The 16,672-nt window shown below is 67.1% G+C and carries 18 protein-coding genes and 1 pseudogene; 11 read left to right on the forward strand and 8 right to left on the reverse strand.

Annotated features, from left to right (window positions below; translation table 11 throughout):
• Positions 1–104 precede the first annotated feature (104 nt).
• Positions 105–752, forward strand: a complete 648-nt coding sequence (locus AC5DRG_RS24390; RefSeq protein WP_491812758.1) for a copper chaperone PCu(A)C domain-containing protein — start codon at positions 105–107, stop codon at positions 750–752.
• Positions 753–855: 103 nt separating this feature from the next.
• Here AC5DRG_RS24390 and phoP read toward each other — a convergent pair whose 3' ends face one another.
• Both phoP and phoR read right to left on the reverse strand, forming a co-directional pair.
• The gene (phoP, locus tag AC5DRG_RS24395) at positions 856–1,527 is read right to left on the reverse strand and encodes a two-component system response regulator PhoP (RefSeq protein ID WP_010985401.1); all 672 of its coding nucleotides are present in this window, start codon (positions 1,525–1,527) and stop codon (positions 856–858) included.
• Between the two features lie 5 nt (positions 1,528–1,532).
• Complete coding sequence (gene phoR, locus AC5DRG_RS24400; RefSeq protein WP_491812759.1) at positions 1,533–2,786, reverse strand: two-component system sensor histidine kinase PhoR; 1,254 nt, start codon at positions 2,784–2,786, stop codon at positions 1,533–1,535.
• A gap of 234 nt (positions 2,787–3,020) precedes the next feature.
• Here phoR and phoU point away from each other — a divergent pair, with 234 nt between their 5' ends.
• The 3 genes from phoU to AC5DRG_RS24415 all read left to right on the forward strand — a co-directional run bounded on the left by phoU (position 3,021) and on the right by AC5DRG_RS24415 (position 4,462).
• Positions 3,021–3,713, forward strand: a complete 693-nt coding sequence (gene phoU / locus AC5DRG_RS24405) for a phosphate signaling complex protein PhoU (protein ID WP_491812760.1) — start codon at positions 3,021–3,023, stop codon at positions 3,711–3,713.
• A 170-nt stretch (positions 3,714–3,883) separates the two neighbouring features.
• The gene (locus tag AC5DRG_RS24410) at positions 3,884–4,048 is read left to right on the forward strand and encodes a hypothetical protein (RefSeq protein ID WP_491812761.1); all 165 of its coding nucleotides are present in this window, start codon (positions 3,884–3,886) and stop codon (positions 4,046–4,048) included.
• A gap of 165 nt (positions 4,049–4,213) precedes the next feature.
• Positions 4,214–4,462: an SCO4226 family nickel-binding protein gene (locus AC5DRG_RS24415; RefSeq protein WP_491812762.1), complete on the forward strand. Its 249-nt coding sequence runs from the start codon at positions 4,214–4,216 to the stop codon at positions 4,460–4,462.
• Between the two features lie 27 nt (positions 4,463–4,489).
• Here AC5DRG_RS24415 and AC5DRG_RS24420 read toward each other — a convergent pair whose 3' ends face one another.
• Positions 4,490–5,761 (reverse strand): MDR family MFS transporter, encoded by a 1,272-nt coding sequence (locus AC5DRG_RS24420; RefSeq protein ID WP_491812763.1) that lies wholly within the window; start codon positions 5,759–5,761, stop codon positions 4,490–4,492.
• A 172-nt stretch (positions 5,762–5,933) separates the two neighbouring features.
• Here AC5DRG_RS24420 and AC5DRG_RS24425 point away from each other — a divergent pair, with 172 nt between their 5' ends.
• A complete protein-coding gene (locus AC5DRG_RS24425; RefSeq protein WP_491812764.1) occupies positions 5,934–6,695 on the forward strand; it encodes a phosphoglyceromutase in 762 nt (253 codons plus the stop codon).
• Between the two features lie 79 nt (positions 6,696–6,774).
• Here AC5DRG_RS24425 and AC5DRG_RS24430 read toward each other — a convergent pair.
• A pseudogene (locus tag AC5DRG_RS24430) lies at positions 6,775–7,299 on the reverse strand (tyrosine-type recombinase/integrase); the annotation flags it as partial.
• A 67-nt stretch (positions 7,300–7,366) separates the two neighbouring features.
• Between AC5DRG_RS24430 and AC5DRG_RS24435 the strand changes: the two are divergent.
• The gene (locus tag AC5DRG_RS24435; protein WP_491812765.1) at positions 7,367–7,819 is read left to right on the forward strand and encodes a hypothetical protein; all 453 of its coding nucleotides are present in this window, start codon (positions 7,367–7,369) and stop codon (positions 7,817–7,819) included.
• A gap of 194 nt (positions 7,820–8,013) precedes the next feature.
• Here AC5DRG_RS24435 and AC5DRG_RS24440 read toward each other — a convergent pair whose 3' ends face one another.
• The 3 genes from AC5DRG_RS24440 to AC5DRG_RS24450 all read right to left on the reverse strand — a co-directional run bounded on the left by AC5DRG_RS24440 (position 8,014) and on the right by AC5DRG_RS24450 (position 10,751).
• Positions 8,014–8,871, reverse strand: coding sequence for a hypothetical protein (locus AC5DRG_RS24440; protein WP_491812766.1), 858 nt, complete (start codon positions 8,869–8,871; stop codon positions 8,014–8,016).
• 303 nt (positions 8,872–9,174) lie between these two features.
• The gene (locus tag AC5DRG_RS24445) at positions 9,175–9,354 is read right to left on the reverse strand and encodes a hypothetical protein (RefSeq protein ID WP_491812767.1); all 180 of its coding nucleotides are present in this window, start codon (positions 9,352–9,354) and stop codon (positions 9,175–9,177) included.
• A gap of 521 nt (positions 9,355–9,875) precedes the next feature.
• Positions 9,876–10,751, reverse strand: a complete 876-nt coding sequence (locus AC5DRG_RS24450) for a TRADD-N-associated membrane domain-containing protein (protein WP_491812768.1) — start codon at positions 10,749–10,751, stop codon at positions 9,876–9,878.
• 249 nt (positions 10,752–11,000) lie between these two features.
• Here AC5DRG_RS24450 and AC5DRG_RS24455 point away from each other — a divergent pair, with 249 nt between their 5' ends.
• Positions 11,001–12,026: an NAD-dependent epimerase/dehydratase family protein gene (locus tag AC5DRG_RS24455; protein ID WP_491812769.1), complete on the forward strand. Its 1,026-nt coding sequence runs from the start codon at positions 11,001–11,003 to the stop codon at positions 12,024–12,026.
• Between the two features lie 6 nt (positions 12,027–12,032).
• Here the strand turns inward: AC5DRG_RS24455 and AC5DRG_RS24460 are convergent, their stop codons facing one another.
• On the reverse strand, positions 12,033–13,358 hold the full coding sequence (locus AC5DRG_RS24460) for an NsdA family TPR-like regulatory protein (RefSeq protein WP_491812770.1): 1,326 nt from the start codon (positions 13,356–13,358) through the stop codon (positions 12,033–12,035).
• 499 nt (positions 13,359–13,857) lie between these two features.
• On the opposite strand from AC5DRG_RS24460, the gene AC5DRG_RS24465 reads away from it, so the two are divergent.
• From AC5DRG_RS24465 to AC5DRG_RS24480, 4 genes are all read left to right on the forward strand, one after another.
• Positions 13,858–14,325 (forward strand): ATP-binding protein, encoded by a 468-nt coding sequence (locus AC5DRG_RS24465; protein ID WP_491812771.1) that lies wholly within the window; start codon positions 13,858–13,860, stop codon positions 14,323–14,325.
• A gap of 58 nt (positions 14,326–14,383) precedes the next feature.
• Positions 14,384–15,520, forward strand: coding sequence for a radical SAM protein (locus AC5DRG_RS24470; protein WP_491812772.1), 1,137 nt, complete (start codon positions 14,384–14,386; stop codon positions 15,518–15,520).
• Positions 15,521–15,526: 6 nt separating this feature from the next.
• Positions 15,527–15,670 (forward strand): hypothetical protein, encoded by a 144-nt coding sequence (locus tag AC5DRG_RS24475; protein WP_491812773.1) that lies wholly within the window; start codon positions 15,527–15,529, stop codon positions 15,668–15,670.
• Between the two features lie 79 nt (positions 15,671–15,749).
• Positions 15,750–16,553 (forward strand): aminoglycoside phosphotransferase, encoded by an 804-nt coding sequence (locus AC5DRG_RS24480; protein WP_491812774.1) that lies wholly within the window; start codon positions 15,750–15,752, stop codon positions 16,551–16,553.
• The last annotated feature ends 119 nt before the right edge of the window (positions 16,554–16,672 follow it).

The following is a 16,672-nucleotide window of genomic DNA, read 5'->3' on the forward strand; positions in this document are numbered from 1 at the left end:
GTGCGGGAACGGCTCGGTAACCTAAGCCCGCTGACAGACACTTAGGGCGGCTTTATAAGACCGAGCCGCTCTGCTCCGCCCACGTTCAAGGAGTTGCCGCCGCCGTGAGCAGCAGCCTTCGACGCGGCTCCCTTGCCGCCACCGCCATCGCGTTCTCGATCGCCTCGCTCGCCGCGTGCGGTGCCGGCAACAACAGCCAGACGCTGGAGATCAAGCCGGACAACGCCGCCACGACCGTCGGCGACATCAAGATCCAGAACGCCGTGGTCATCACCCAGCCCATCGAGGAGGCGACCGGCCCGGCCGTGATCTCCGCGACCCTGTTCAACAACGGCACGACCGCCCAGACCCTGGACTCGGTCACCGTGGACGACAGCGGCAGCACCGCCGAGATCTCGCCCGCCAAGGGCAAGGGCAAGCTGACCATCCCCGCGGGCGGCTCGGTCGTCCTCGGCGGCGCGAACAACGCCTCCGCCGTGCTGGCCAGCAGCCGCGAGGCCATCCAGGACGGCAACGCCCAGAAGATCACCTTCACCTTCAGCTCGACCGGCCCCGTGAGCCTGCGCGCGTTCGTCGTCCCGGCCGACAACTACTTCAAGGGCTGGGGCCCGAGCGAGGTGCCGACAACCGCGGAAGCCACCCCGACCGCGGCGGAGACGCCCGGCGAGAGCACGTCCGCCTCGCCCAGCGACTCCGCGAGCGAGTCCGCCTCGGCGACGGCGACGGCCACGGAGTCGGCCGCCGGCAACTGAGCAGTCGTACGAATACGTCGAAGGGCGGGACCTCTCTTCCGGAGGTCCCGCCCTTCGACGTACGTACGAACTCTTCTCGTACGAACTCTTCGATCCCTGCGGTTTACGGCTCGAACTTGTAGCCGAGGCCTCGTACCGTCACCAGGTACCTGGGCGCGCCCGGGTCCGGCTCGATCTTGGCGCGCAGGCGCTTGACGTGGACGTCCAGGGTCTTGGTGTCGCCGACGTAGTCGGCACCCCAGACGCGGTCGATGAGCTGCATACGGGTCAGAACGCGGCCCGCGTTGCGCAGCAGCATTTCCAGCAGGTCGAACTCCTTGAGAGGCAGGTCGACCTTGGAGCCGGAGACGGTGACCACATGGCGGTCCACGTCCATACGGACCGGTCCGGCCTCCAGCGCGGCCGGGGTGACCTCCTCGGGCTCGCCGCGGCGGCGCAGGACGGCCCGGATACGGGCGACCAGTTCGCGGGACGAGAAGGGCTTGGTGACGTAGTCATCGGCTCCTATTTCCAGGCCCACGACCTTGTCGATTTCGCTGTCCTTGGCGGTGACCATGATCACCGGGACATTCGAGCGGCCGCGCAGCTGGCGGCAGACCTCGGTGCCCGGCAGACCGGGCAGCATCAGGTCGAGAAGGACGAGGTCGGCGCCGTTGCGCTCGAACTCGTCGAGTCCGTCGGGCCCGGTGGTCGCGATGGCGACCTCGAAGCCCTCCTTGCGGAGCATGTATGACAGAGCGTCGGAGAAGGACTCCTCGTCCTCGACGACGAGCACTCGGGTCACGGAAGGACCTCCGGGGCGGTGAGCGGTTCGAATGGGGCTGACTCGCTGGGCTGACCGGCCTCGTCGTCGAGGTCGGGGTGCTGCTGTGCACGGTCGCGGGCAGCCCCCGCCTCCGGCAGTCGCAGAGTGAAGGTGGAGCCCTGTCCCTCAGAGCTCCACACCGTGACCTCCCCGCCGTGCGAGGCGGCCACGTGTTTGACGATAGCCAGCCCGAGGCCCGTACCGCCTGTGGCACGGGAGCGGGCGGGATCGACGCGGTAGAAGCGCTCGAAGACGCGCTCCTTGTCCTTTTCGGAGATGCCGATGCCCTGGTCGGTCACGGCGATCTCGATGTTGTCGCCGCCGGTTGCGTTCACCCGGCGGGCGGCTATGCCGACGCGGGTGCGGGCCGGGGAGTAGTTCACGGCGTTCTCGACGAGATTGCCGAGGGCAGCGGCGAGCTGCCCTCTGTTCCCCCACACGTGCAGGTCGGCGGTGCCGCCCGCGGCCATGGTGATCTGCTTGGTGCCGGCCTGGTGGCGGCAGCGGTCGATGGCCTCGGCGACGAGCTCGTCCACGCGCACGGGCTCCGCGTCTTCGAGTGGATCGTCGTTCTGCACCCTCGACAGATCGATGAGTTCCTGCACCAGATTGGTGAGCCGGGTGGCCTCGATCTGCATGCGCCCGGCGAAGCGCTCCACGGCCTCCGGGTCGTCGGAGGCGTCCATGACGGCCTCGGACAGGAGGGAGAGCGCGCCCACGGGCGTCTTCAGCTCGTGGCTCACGTTCGCGACGAAGTCGCGCCGTACCGCCTCGATACGCCGGGCCTCGGTGAGGTCCTCGACGAGGAGGAGGACGAGCCGGGAGCCGAGGGGCGCCACGCGCGCGGAAACGGCCAGGGCCTCGCCCCGGCCGGTGCCCCGTCGGGGCAGGTCCAGCTCGACCTGGCGTATCTCGCCGTCGCGTCTGGTGTCCCGGGCCATCTTGAGCATCGGGTCGACGGAGAGCCGGCCGCCGCGCACCAGTCCGAGGGCGTATGCCGCGGAGCTGGCCTTGACGACGGCGTCGGCCTCGTCGAGGACGACGGCCGAGGAGCGCAGCACGGAGAGGACCGTGTCGACGCCCGGCGGCAGTACGGGATCGGTGTGCAGGGATGTTCTGGTCGGTCGCTTCTGGTCGCGCTCGCTCCAGCGAAACGCCAGCATGGCGATGACGCCGGTAAGTACCCCGGCGATCGCTGCCGCTGCGGCGACCGCCGCGTTCACGTCCATGCAAACAGGTTAGGCATGCGATACGTCCTGGCCACAGCCATCGGAGTGCGACCTCGAACACTCGTCGCCCAGAATTCACCTTGGAGCCAGTATTGGTTCATTTGCGGTGGAAGAAACGGACTCGTAGCGGCCGGAACGTATAAGCGTGGGGTTCACCGAACCCGTGTGACGATATGGCCAAGGCCCCCGAACCGGGCCGACGGACGTAAGACGGACGTTAGAGAGGGACCCCTGATGCGGGACGCGTACCACGAGGAACTGGACTCGATCGGCGACGGCCTGGTCGAGATGGCCCGGCTCGTCGGGTCGGCGATCGGTCGCGCCACCACGGCGATCCTCGACTCCGACCTGAAGCTGGCCGAAAGCGTGATCGAGGGCGACAAGAAGGTCGACGACCTTCAGCACGACCTGGAGGCGCGGGCCATAGCTCTCCTGGCACGCCAGCAGCCGGTGGCGACGGACCTCAGGATCGTCGTGACGTCACTGCGGATGTCGGCCGACCTGGAGCGCTCCGGCGACCTCGCCCAGCACGTGGCGAAGCTGGCCCGCCTCCGCTTCCCCGAGCGCGCGGTCCCGCACGACCTGCACGCCACGATCCTGGAGATGGGCCAGCTCGCGCAGCGCCTGATGGCGAAGGCGGCCGAGGTCATCATCACCAAGGACGTCGATCTGGCGATGCAGCTGGAGACGGACGACGACGAGATGGACCTGCTGCACCGCACCCTCTTCCAGCACCTGATCGACGACCGCTGGAAGCACGGCATCGAGACGGCCGTCGACGTGACGCTGCTTGGCCGCTACTACGAGCGCTTCGCCGACCACGCCGTGTCGGTCGCCAAGCGTGTCGTGTACCTGGTCACGGGCGAGCACGCGGACGAACTCCAGGCGGAGAGCATCCCGCCGGTGGCGGGGGTCGAAGGGGCCTGAGGGTCCTGGGGGCCTGGGGGCCTGGGGGCCGCATGAGTCGGGGCTGAGGAGGCGGGGGCGTGCCGGAAACCTCCATGCGCCGGGCCGTGCGCCGTTGTCACGGCAGGCGGAACGGGCATGGAATGGGCAAGGCAGCACCCTTTGCCTTCGAGTGCCTTCAAGGAGGGACCATGGCCGAATCCCCCAGCACCCCCGGCACGACACCCGACCCCACGCAGGAACGCCAGACCGAGCAGCCCGCCGAGATCAGGAGCCTCCAGCTCGTCGCCGCGTGCGGCTGCGGCTCGGGGTGCGGGTGCGGGTGCCAGTCCGGCAATCCGTGCCAGTGCGGTTGAGGGCGTAGAGGACATAGACGTACGACGGAGAAGGGCCCCGGCGGATTCCAGCGCCGGGGCCCTTCCGCGTGCGGGTCGCCCGGATGGCCGTACGGGCGCAGCATGGAAGGTGGGGAAAGCGGGCGGGGAGTATCCGCGAATGTCCGCGAAAGGAGGTGCGAGGCCATGGCTCAGTTCATGGACGTACACCACAACATGGTGGGCATCACCGCCGACCAGTTGAAGGAAGCCCACGACGCCGACCTCGCCGTGGAGAAGGACGAGGGCGTGCACTTCGAGAGGGCGTGGGCGGACCCGAAGTCGGGGACCGTCTACTGCCTCTCCTCGGCCCCCTCGGCGGAGGCGGTCCAGCGCATTCACGAGCGCACGGGACACAAGGCCGACGAGATCCATCCGGTGCCGCTGTCGATCTGAGGCACTCTTTTTGGGGGCTACGTCCCCTCAGGCCGCGCTGGTCTCGGGGGCGGCCCCCAGGGGACGTACCGAATCCGGATCCGACTCCGACTCCGGCTGTTCGGCGGGGAGCCGGCGCATCAGGGCGCCGTAGCCGATGGCCGCGGCCGTGCCGACCGCCGCGCAGGTCCCCCAGAGCCAGTCGGCGCCGTAGTGGTCGATGACGTAGCCGGCCATGAGGGGGGCGATCAGGGCGGCCACTGACCAGGACAGGGTGTACATGCCCTGGTAGCGGCCGCGGCCGTGGACGGGTGAGAGGCGGACGACGAGACCGGTCTGGGTGGGCGCGTTGACGATCTCGGCGAGGGTCCAGACGCAGACCGTGAGGGCGAAGACCCCGACGGAGCCGGCGAAGGCGGTGAGGCCGAAGCCGTATCCCGCGAGGAGCGAGGAGACGACGAGCAGCCGCTTCGGGTCCCGGTGCTGGATGAGGCGGGTGACGGGGATCTGGAGGGCGACGATGAGCACGCCGTTGACGGCGATCGCCATGCCGTAGTCGGCGGGCGTGAATCCGGCCTGGCCCATCGCGACGGGCAGGCCGACCGAGCCCTGCTGGAAGACGAGGGCGACGAGGAAGGACAGCCCGACGACGCCCATGAAGCGCCCGTCGCGCAACACGGTCCCGAGACCGACCTCGTCCTTCGCCTTCTCGGCGGGCGTGCGCTCGGGCCGGGACTCGGGCAGCTTCAGGAAGACGACGACGGCACAGGCGAGGGTCATGCCGGCCTCGATCAGGAACCCGGCGAGATAACTGAACTCGGCGATGAAACCGGCGGCCATGGAGGAGACGGCGAAGCCGAGGTTGATGGCCCAGTAGTTGAGGGAGAAGGCGCGAACGCGGTCCTCGGGCCGGACGATGTCGGCCATCATCGCCTGCACGGCGGGCCGGGAGGCGTTGGACGTCATCCCGACGAGGAACGCGACGGCGGCGATGGCGACGGGGTGGTGCATGAACCCGAGCAGCGCGACGGAGGCGGCGGTGGAGCACTGCGCGATGAGGAGGGTGGGCCGCCGCCCGAGCCGGTCGGTCATGACGCCGGCGCCGATGGACGACACAACTCCGCCGAGGCCGTGGAGGGCGGCGACGAGACCGGCGTACGAGGCGGAGTAGCCGCGGTCGAGGGTCAGATACAGCACCATGAACGTGGCGACGAAGGCGCCGAGTCGGTTGACGAGGGTGCTGGTCCACAGCCACCAGAACTCGCGGGGGAGCCCGGAGACGGTTTCGCGCAGGGCGCGTCTCAGGGAGGCGGATGACATCGATGGACCCCCACGGGTGTTTCGCGATTGCTCGCGATGTAAGCGGCTCAGGTGGTGAGCACAACTTACGGAGGCCGCATCGCCGCAGGCCACTCAATTAACAGATCTGGTCAACCGTCCGGCTGCCGGGCAGACGCACACACGACCAAAGGCTTGGATTACGCTCATACGCATGGCCGACGCACCGTACAAGCTGATCCTCCTCCGCCACGGCGAGAGCGAGTGGAACGCGAAGAACCTGTTCACCGGCTGGGTGGACGTCAACCTGAACGAGAAGGGCGAGAAGGAGGCAGTCCGCGGTGGCGAACTCCTGAAGGACGCCGACCTCCTCCCCGACGTGGTCCACACCTCGCTCCAGAAGCGAGCGATCCGCACCGCCCAGCTGGCGCTGGAGTCCGCGGACCGCCACTGGATCCCGGTCCACCGCAGCTGGCGCCTGAACGAGCGCCACTACGGCGCCCTCCAGGGCAAGGACAAGGCCCAGACCCTCGCCGAGTTCGGCGAGGAGCAGTTCATGCTGTGGCGCCGGTCCTACGACACCCCGCCGCCGGCGCTGGAGGACGGCACGGAGTTCTCGCAGAGCGCGGACGCGCGCTACGCGTCGATCCCCCCGGAGCTGCGCCCCCGCACGGAGTGCCTGAAGGACGTAGTCGTCCGCATGCTCCCCTACTGGTACGACGGCATCGTCCCCGACCTCCTCGCGGGCCGCACGGTCCTGGTAGCGGCCCACGGCAACTCCCTCCGCGCCCTGGTCAAGCACCTCGACGGCATCTCGGACGCCGACATCGCGGGGCTGAACATCCCTACGGGGATTCCGCTGGCTTATGAGCTGGACGCGGACTTCAAGCCGGTTAAGGCTGGCGGGACTTACCTTGACCCGGATGCGGCTGCGGCGGCTATTGAGGCGGTCAAGAACCAGGGCAAGAAGAAGTAGTTTTTTGCGATCGTGCCCCTGAGCTGCGCATACGTCGCGGCTCAGGGGCATTTTCACAGCCCGGGACCTCCCTGGAACCTCAGCCCGTGTGACCTTGCGGCCGGAGAGCCTGCCCGAGAGCCTTACGGGCCCGTTCCCGGCTGCTCGGCATGAGGTACGCGTACACCTGCAGCCTGGCCGCTGGCTCGCATCCACAGGAGTGTGATCTCCACAGGCGGGAACTGCTTCATGTGCTCCTTGAGCGCGTAGGCCACAGGGTCCGAGAGCGGCACGTCACGGAGCTTGCCCCCCTTCGGAGGCGCGAACTCGGCCTTGCTCAGGCTCAGTTTGAGTTGTTGCGCCACGTCAATGGTGCCGCTATCGAAGTCGATGTCTTCGACGGACAGGCCGAGGATCTCGCCTTGCCGCAGGCCGCATCCCGCACCCACGTCGACCATGCACCGGGAAGCGTTCGACCATGGCGCCGCGCACGGCGAACAAGGCGCTCAAGCTCCCAGGGGGCGACGCGGCGCGCACCCATGGCCGGCGGCGTCACCGTGCGAGAGTTGCAGGGATTCCGGCGTAGGCATCCGTCTTATACGGCGGCAGAGGGTACGGCGCGGACCCGGCAGGTTAGTAAAGCCCTCCGCAGACGCCTGTAGTACTGGGACGTGCTCTGCCATGGTGTGACGATGACCGACGGGGAGCGAGAGACGCTGGCCATTGCTCTGGACCACGCTTGGCGCTGGTACGAGAACCGACGACATCGGTCGCTGATTCTGCTTCAGATCCTTGTCCTATGGCTCGCGATCCTGGGCGCTGCCTACGGCGTTGCATTTCAAGCTCAGCAATATGGCCTCGCGGGCGTGGTGGGCCTACTGGCCGCAGGTAGCTTGGTAGCGGCCGAACAGGAAGCTTCGCGGCTCCGAGTCTCCGCGGCACTAGCCGTCGACGCTGTGACAGAGCTCCAGGATCGCCTCGCCAATGCTCTAGGGGTAGACGCACTTCGACTACATCGGCGTGAGCACGATAGCCACGCGATCCCACCTCAGTATCTTGGACGGGACATCGCCCGATGGTTGGTCTACATCAGCATCGTGATCGCGCTTGCGGGCTCCGCCTACACCTGGTTGGCGCTGCCTTAATGACTGGGCAGGCCGGGCCGTCCGTGGAGCGTCCGAGAGCAGCCAACGACGACAGTCACCGACGGCTCTCCCCTGCTCAGAGGCGGTGCGTCGGGTCCCGCCGCACGTGCCAACCCCCGGACGTAAGTTGAGGAAGCACTCTGATTAGGCCCTGCGGTGGGCATGGCCTACGGCAGGTTTGGTGTCACTCCTGATCAGGGATTGCGCACCACTGCCCCGGAGATGAACCACTGCACCAGAGTGGCAGCGAGGTGGACACCTGCCCGAGCCGCTTCCAAGGTCTCGGGCACTGTGACGGTTTGCTTGCCATGCCGGGAGGTTTGCCCATCCCAAAGCGCGCGCATCATCGCCTCGACGGGGGCGATCGGATCCTTTCCAGCCGGAGCATCCAGGGCAGTAGTGAACTTCGCCCGCGCGTTGCCGATCTCGCCGAGCATCGTGCCGAGCGTGGCTTTGGCGTGGTTGGGTTGGACCACTGAGTGCGCAGCAGATTCCACCGCCTTGATGGACTCGCTATACGCGCGCACTGGGTCGGGCTGACGGCCATACGCGGCTTTCCAGGCGGCAGCCAAGTGCTCAGAGGCCGATCCGGCAGAGGATTCGGCTGCTGCTTCAGCGACAGTGTGGCTTACTGCATCGCGAACGGCCGGCGCGATCCGAACCTCCAACCCGTTCTTCTCTGAGTTGACGCAGTAAGCCGACCCACCTTGGTCCAGGATGAACTCCAGGTTCAGGAGCGACTTGCTGTCCATCAGGTTCGCCTGAGCCATGACGAACAGCACCTCGTCAACGGCGTCCAAGAGGTCGTCGTAAACGAACTGGCTCAGGTAATACGCAGCGGTGTAGCGAGCCGGCACTGTGACCCGCAGCCGCAAGGCCACGGCCTCTGCCACTGTGGTCTGTTCGATGGCCGTGTTGGCGCGGAGGACAGAGGCAACCCACTCTTGGAGGGGTCTGCCAAGGTGATCCGGGACACCGTCGTACGGAGCGTCGTCTGCGGCCTCAGCGAGACCGGCGCGAACGGTGAAGCGCTGACGCGCAGTCGTGGTCATGGGGCGGAGGGTACCGGCCACACCATCGGTGAAAGTAGCGATATTGGGGGACTCACGACCGCTGGCCGGATCAACCTTGGGACCTCCCTGGGACCTCCGACAACGACCGGCAGCGACGAACGATGACCATCAACTACCTCTCCATCACAGGTCAGTTGAGGCGCATACCCCGCCGACCAGGCCCGAAATACGGGCCCGCCAGACCCAGGGGAAGAAGAGGTAGCTTTCACCTTTCGAGCCCCCTGCCTGCGGTTTTCCCGTAGGCAGGGGGCTCGTTGCTGCGCTGGGGCCGTCTCTGGGCCGTCAGGTGCGGCGACAGTAGCGGCGGGTGCGGATGTCGAGGGCGATCAGCAGCGCCACGGGGACGGCGATCTCGGCCGGGGCGTTGACCCAGAGGGCGAGCGCGCCACCAGCGGTGCCGATGAGGGCAAACGGTAGGTCTCGCGGACAGATGTCGACGGTGACGCCCGTGCGTGGGACCATGGGGCCTCCTTCTGTGGTCGGTTCCTGGCTACGGCTTCCGAACGCGGAAATGGAAACGAATGCCGCCCCTGACCGGGCGGCATTCGCATGTGCTGAGACTTTCGCACACCTCCGCTTCCCAGGACAAACGGGCAGCTAGGGGAGACTTTCTACTTCTACAGTGGAAAAGTCGAAGAGTGAGGTGTCCCAGGTTGAGCCATTTCGCAGGTTGAACGCTCGTTCCGGGCGCTGAACTGCGAGAACCTCCATTTCACGGGAGGGAGAGTTCCCTTGTCAGGAAGGGAGAGTTCCGGAAGCTGCCTGCTTCTTCCTGTTTTTTTCCTCGCCAGCTAGAATGCTCACTTTCTAGGGTGCGAAAAGATCCAGGAGAACGGCGTCCATGGCTCGTACGTCCGGACGATCCACTCCAACGTCACCAGCCTAGGACGCATTCTGCTATGCGATCTTCCACACTGGTATCTCAACATCTCCCAGCACCGCTGCTTGAGCTGTGAACGGCTGATCGCGCGCACTGATCGAAGTTAAGCTTGGTTAGCTGACGCGCCACCCGACTGCTGGTCATTCTGCTGTCCTGGTGCGGGCGGACTGATCGGCGCCCGAATGTCTTCGATTGAGGAGCCTGAGAGCATAACAGCCTGGACGAGATACTCGACAGCCTGAGTGCGCTGATCTTCTGGCAGGCGGTCGATCAAGCGCTCGGCAACTAGGTATCGGAAGGTCTCCTGAGGCTGATCGAAGTAGGATCTCATATGCTTAGCGGTCGTCTCCTGCAAGCGAAGGAAGGTCCGTCCGACATAGGCGGCCAATCCTGCACCTACTGTTCCAATAACGCCGATGACGACGCTGGACGAAGTGGACAGACTACTCTTCAGTGCAGCGATTGCTGCCGTGCTAGCCACGATGACGAAGCCGCCAGAAATAGCCCACTGCGCGTTCCGAAAGCTCTGGTCAGCCTGCTGATAGGCGCGTTCGTGATAGCCACGCAAACGCTCATTGGTGAGCGCCCACATCTCTGCATGTTGCGTATCGCCTTGAGCAATCAATTCGGCTTGACGGTACTCAATCTGCACCTGATGGTCTAGGCGACCCCGTCGATCTTCAAACCTTTGCCGATGCCCATTTCTGGCAACCCTCAAATAAGTTCCAGCTGCGATAAACGTCAGCACGGGAAGAAATAGCGGACTAATCTTGTCAATGACCTGCCCGCTTACATCGTAGAAGTAGTCATCTCGATAGGGGAGCCACAGAATCACCATTAGGATGACTAGGAGAACACTCATCCCGAACAATAGCCATGCGAAAAAACCGTAGAGGCGAAAGCGTTGATACTCGGGGGAGCGTGACCACGAGTCGGTATCTTCGACGGGTGTTAGGGGAAACTCAGGCTCATTTGACACACTCTCAGTTTGCCCGTGCTCCGAGCTCGGCACGTGTCTTTCGAGAAGATCAGCTCAACCTACGGGACCGATTCATGCAGCACAGCAGCGCAGGGTCGACCGGCAGTGTCCGCCCGGCACCTCGAAGAGACCGGTACGACCGTTGCTGGCCACCGTTGCGGCACCGTGGCGCGGGGCGTGGGGTCGGGCCAGCGGGAGGCCGATCTGGGCTCCTTCTCTCCAGGCCTCGGGGAGGGCAGGATCTTGGGAATGAGGATTCTGGTGTTGGGCGGGACGTGGTTCCTGGGCAAGAGCATCGCCGAGGAGGCGCTTGGTCGCGGCTGGGAGGTGACGGCGTTCAGCCGCGGACTGACTGGGCGGGACGTGCCAGGAGTGCGGCCGGTTCGCGGGGACCGGACGGACGTGGCGGACCTCAACCGGCTGGCAGGCGCGGGTCCTTGGGACGCGGTGATCGATACGTCGAGTTCCGAGCTGCCGCCCCGCGACGTGCGTCTGGCCGCACGGGCATTGCGCGATGCGACGGGCCGGTGGGTGCATGTGTCCACCGTGTCGGTGTACGCGGGGTGGCCGCACCAACCCCTCACCGAGGCATCCGACATCCTGGAGTGCCCGTCGGACGCGGACGAGTCCTTCGGCTACACCGGCGCGGACGGTTCGCCCACCAAGTACGGGTTCCAGAAGGCCGGCGGGGAACGGGCGGTCGCCGAGGCATTCGGTGAGCGGGCGGTGTTCCTGCGGCCGGGTGTCATCCTCGGCCCCGGTGAGTACGTGGGGCGGCTGCCCTGGTGGCTGAACCGTGCCCACCGGGGCGGACCGGTCCTGGCGCCGGCTCCCGGCGATCGACGCATCCAGCCGACCGACGTACGAGATGTCGCCGCGTTCGCCGTGGACCGGGCGGCCGCGACGACCGGCGGCGCCTACAACGTGGCCCACCCCGAGGGGATGACCTTCGGCGACTTCCTGCGCACCTGTTTCGCCGTGACGGAAACTGACGCGCATCCGGTGTGGGTGGAGCCGGAGGTGCTCATCGCGCATGAAGTGCGGCAGTGGACCGAGCTGCCCCTGTGGCGTACGCACGCGGGTGTGTGGTCGGTGGACTCCAGCCGCGCCGTCTCCGCCGGGCTACGGTGCCGACCGCTCACCGACACGATCACGGACACGTGGGCATGGCTGCGGGCCGACGGCCGCCCCGTGGACCACCCGCGCTGGGCCGAACACGGGCTCGCCCCCGAAAAGGAGGCCAAGATCCTCGCGGCCCTGGCCTCCACGTCCTGAAGCGGATCAGCCTTCCAGGGCCGCTACCGCTCCGGCGCTCGCGCCGAGCTGGTGCTGGGCCGCAAGTCGGCTGAAGTGCTCCAGCCGCTCACCGATTTCGTCGGCGAGCGGCGTTCGTCGGAAGCGTTCGCCGGTCAACTGCCGGCGAACGCGCGCGGTCCGCGTCAGCAGGCCGGTGGCGCGTTGCTCGCCGGGGACGATCCAGACGCGTTCGAGGGCGTCGACCGCTCCGTCGAGATCGCCGCTCAGCAGCCGGGCCGCGGCCAGATCCGCTGCCGCGCCGCCCACGACCCGCACGGAGCGCAGTGCCTCGGGCTTGCTGGTCACCAGCTCAAGTGCGGTGCGGGCCGTGGCCTCCGCCTGCTCGCCATCACCGAGCAGCAGGCAGGTCGAGCTGTTGGACATGGCCAACCGTTCGTCGGGGAAACCGAACTCGCCGGCCACGCCGTCGTGCAGTTCGTCGATCTCCCCGCGGCCGTCTTGCTGTGAGACGTTGAGCGCCTGCTGGGCCGAAGCCGCGTCGCCGCGGTGTCCGTGAGCTCGCGCCTCAATGGCCGACAGACGGCGGCGTGCGACATCGCCGAGTCCGGTGAACATCCGCGCGCGCTGGGCGATCTGCGCCGCTTCGGCGGGGCGGCCGGAGAAGTAGGCGATGTAGGCGAGGGCGCCTCCGGCGAAGGCCCGCAACGGTGTGAAACGGGCGGTCTCGCCGTACAGGGAGGCGGCACGCGCCAGGCGGGTGGCACCGTCGAGGGAACCGAGGTCGAAAGCCGCCGCAGACAGCAGTGCGCAGGCTTGACCAGCGATGATCAGCAGGTCTTGCTGCTGGGCAGGAACCTGTGTGCGGTCACGATGCTGCTCTGCTTCCTCCCTCAACTTGCGTGCATTTTGGAGGACTTCGAACGCCGAGAAAGAGTGGTATCGGCGGGCGAGTTCGGCGACGTCGTCGCGCAGCTGATCGAGGGTGGTGTCGGAAATGGACGCGGAGGCGGCAGCGCCGGCCTCGCTGGATGCGTCGCGTGCGGTCATGTCGATCTCATCTTTCAGGCTGAACGCGGGTGCGGGTGACTCGGGCGAGGGAGGCGCCTGGAACAGGGCAGCGGCGCTGACGCCGAAGATCTCCTCCAGCACCCGGCAGGCGTCCGGGCCGGGCAGAGTCCTGATGGTTCCCGCGGTCCAGCGGCGGAACTGCGCCTCGGAGATCGTCGGGTTCCGGGTGCCCTTCTTGACGACCTGCTCGGCGGTGCGGGTGAAGTGGCCCACGAAGTCCCCGTAACGCCAGTGGCGTTGGGACACCAGCGCTTTGAGCAGCGTCTTGGGACGTTCATCCATCGTCGGCCCCTCTCGGCCACGGAAGACCACTGACCACCGCTCTCGGCTCTGCACCGGCGGCTCTCTCGCTGGCAGGGGACACCGCCACTGCTCGCGCACACAACACCCTTGGCACAGACGACACTTCGACGCTACCCGCGCGCTCGATCCGTCACCCGGAAGAGCGCTGGACGCTACTTGCTGGGGCATGGCGACGACATCCGTCCGGGCACCACTCTGATCGCCATCGCCGAACGCGAGGACGCCATCACCAACGACGTACGCGGTGCTGGCGAGTCCCGTTCGAGCATGCCCGTCTCTTCCCAAGGAGCCCCGCCGTGACGCAGGAAAGCCCACCACCTGCCCTCCAGGGCAGACTGCCGCTCCCCGTCCGGCCATACGTCCGGCCCCACCCCCTGCCCGCACGGTCGCAGGAAGCCGGTGAAGTCGCGGAGGGCGGTTTCAGCTCCGGCACCAGGACCGTACGACGGGTCCAAGAAGCACTGCGCAGGTGGGAATGATGGCGATCCCCACACCGAACGTGCCGGAGGGCCGCGGCTTCCGAGCGCTCGCGACACCTCTGGAATCCAACCCGCGCGCGGTGTCCAGAGCGCGCAGGACGGCACGCGACGCCATGACCTCATGGGGCCTGCCCGACCTGGCCGACGACATCGCCCTGATCGTGTCGGAGCTCGTGACCAACGCCGTGCAGCACGGCGAGGGACCCATCGTGATGGTTCTTCGGCAGCGCGACGACACGATCCTGGTTGAGGTCGCCGATGCCTCTCCCCAACTGCCAGCCCTGCGTCAGCAGTCCGCCGGTGAGGAGTCCGGCCGCGGATTAGCCCTGGTCCAGGCGTGCTCGGACAACTGGGGATGGCGTACGCGGGGACGCCGTAGAGGCAAGTGGGTGTGGTGCAGCCGATCAATCAGGTCCACGACGGCCGCGCACGTTGACCAACCCCCACTTCTGGAGGCTGCGCCATGACAGCTGGGCAAGACCGTCCGGGCCTGCCTGCTCCTCGGCTTCCCGAAGGAGGGGACCGATGCACGAGCTGATCGCCACCCCGTTCCTCGAACACCACCTGCTGGTCCGCGCAGGCAGCGGAAAGGCCGTCCGCCTCCCCTTCGACCGCTACCGCACCCTCATGGACCACCAACTCGACCACGCCCAGGGCCCGCGCCCTTCTCCTGAGGTTCCGACCTGGCTGGTCAACGTCGCGCGCCGCACCTGGGCCGTGGATCTCGCGGGCAAGGTGCTCGACAAGGCGGTCCACGTCCGGCTGCCCTCCCCTATCCAGTACGCCCGCGCCTCCTACGAGCTGAACCTGGGCTGCAACTACGACTGCGAGCACTGCTATCTGGGCCTGAAACAGTTCGCAGGCCTCGAATGGCCCGACCGCGAACACCTCCTGCGCACCATCCAGGCCGCCGGAGTTCTGTGGCTCCAACTCACCGGCGGCGAGCCGATGATCGACAAGCTCTTCCCGGAGACGTACCGGATGGCCCACGAACTCGGCATGCTCGTGGAGATCCTCACCAACGGCTCCCGCCTCGCGGCTCCAAAGAACCTGACCCTGCTGACACGCCGCCGCCCGAACCGGATCACGATCAGCATGTACGGAGCCACCGCCGACTCCTACGACGGTCTGACCCGCCGCAAGGGCGCGTACCGCATGTTCCTCAAGGGCCTGAACGCCGCCCACGAAGCCGCTCTGCCCCTCGATCTGGCGCTGATCATCACGCGCCACAACGCCCACGAGGCCAACGCGATGCGCGCCTTCGCCGACCGCTACGAGCTGCCGTACCGCGAGTACACGCACATGTCCCCGACGATCTACGGCGGAGCCGAGACCCTCGCCTCCCAGGCCCCCGACCTCCTGGCCGACCGTGAGCCGTTCCGGGGCTGCAACGCCGGCCATACGTTCTTCCACGTCGACCCGCACGGCATGGCATCGATCTGCAAGGTCGGTCGCGACGACGCCATCCCCCTCACGACCGAAGGAGTCGGGGGCCTCGCCCGCCTGGGCGGCATCGCCGACTCCCTGATGCTTCGCACCGGTGGCTGCTCCGGCTGCCAACTCGCCGGCACCTGCCGGGTCTGCAGGCCGCTGGCCAAGGTCTACCAGGACGCGAAGGCACCACTGAACAGCTACTGCCAACACACACAGACAAGGAGCTGAAGCTCAATGGCACTGGTGGACATCGAGATCGCGCCCATCCGTCCTGCCGAGGCCGAGGAGGGCGACCTCCTCATCGAACTGATCGAAGACCTGGACGCTTTCGCCCAGGCCGCCCAGCCCGGCTGCGGCGACGACAACCCGTACAACTGACCCACGCTGGGAGGGGTCCTGCGGCATCGCCCGGCGCCGCAGGACCCCTCCCCTCCACTCCTCTGGAAACCTGACCGCCATGGCCGTGTCCTCCGTCGACTACGACGACCTTCCCACCCAAGTCCGCACCGCGATCGAGGCGCAGACAGGACCGATCCTCCAAGCCAAGACAGTCTCCGCCGGCCTCAACAGCGCGCTCTCCGTCCGCATGCGCACCGCCGACAGCACGGTGTTCCTCAAGGGGCTCCCTACAGAACACCGCTGGATCTGGACCCAGCAACGCGAAGCCGACATCAACCCCTACGTCACACCGCTCGCCCCGGCCCTGCTCTTCCACGTCATCGCCGACGGCTGGGACATCCTCGGCTTCGAAACCGTCGACGGCCACCACGCCGACTACAGCCCCGGCTCACCCGACCTCCCCAAAGTCGTGAAAGTTCTACGCCTGCTCGGCGAAACCCCGTGTCCCGACATCGAACTCCGCCGAGCCGAACAACGCCTGTCGGGCTACGTCGACAACCCCGCCGACGCGGAAGCTTTCAAGGGCGACGCCCTGCTCCACACCGACTGGAACAACCACAACGTCCTCATCACCCACGACCACGCCCACCTCGTCGACTGGGGCTGGGCAACCCGAGGCGCCCCCTGGCTCGACCCCGCCTACTGGATCATCTGGCTCATCGCCTCCGGCCACACCCCCGAACAGGCAGAAACCCAGGCCACACAAGTCCCCGCCTGGCCCACCGCTCCCCCCATTGCGGTGACCGCCTTCGCCGACGCCAACGTCGCGATGTGGAGGGAGATCGCGGGCGACCGGCCGGACGCCTGGACCGCCCGGCTCTTCAAAGCCTCCGAACGTTGGCTCCGTCACCGGACCTCGTGAACTGCCCCCCTTTAGCGAATGCCGGGCGTGTGGCGGTTCAAGCCATCGCGCCTCGCAGCAGACCCCAGCGTCCAGCAAGGCCACTGCGTCAAGCACCAAACGAAGTAGGACAGCCCCGC

The organism is Streptomyces sp. JLBG701 (assembly GCF_058544905.1).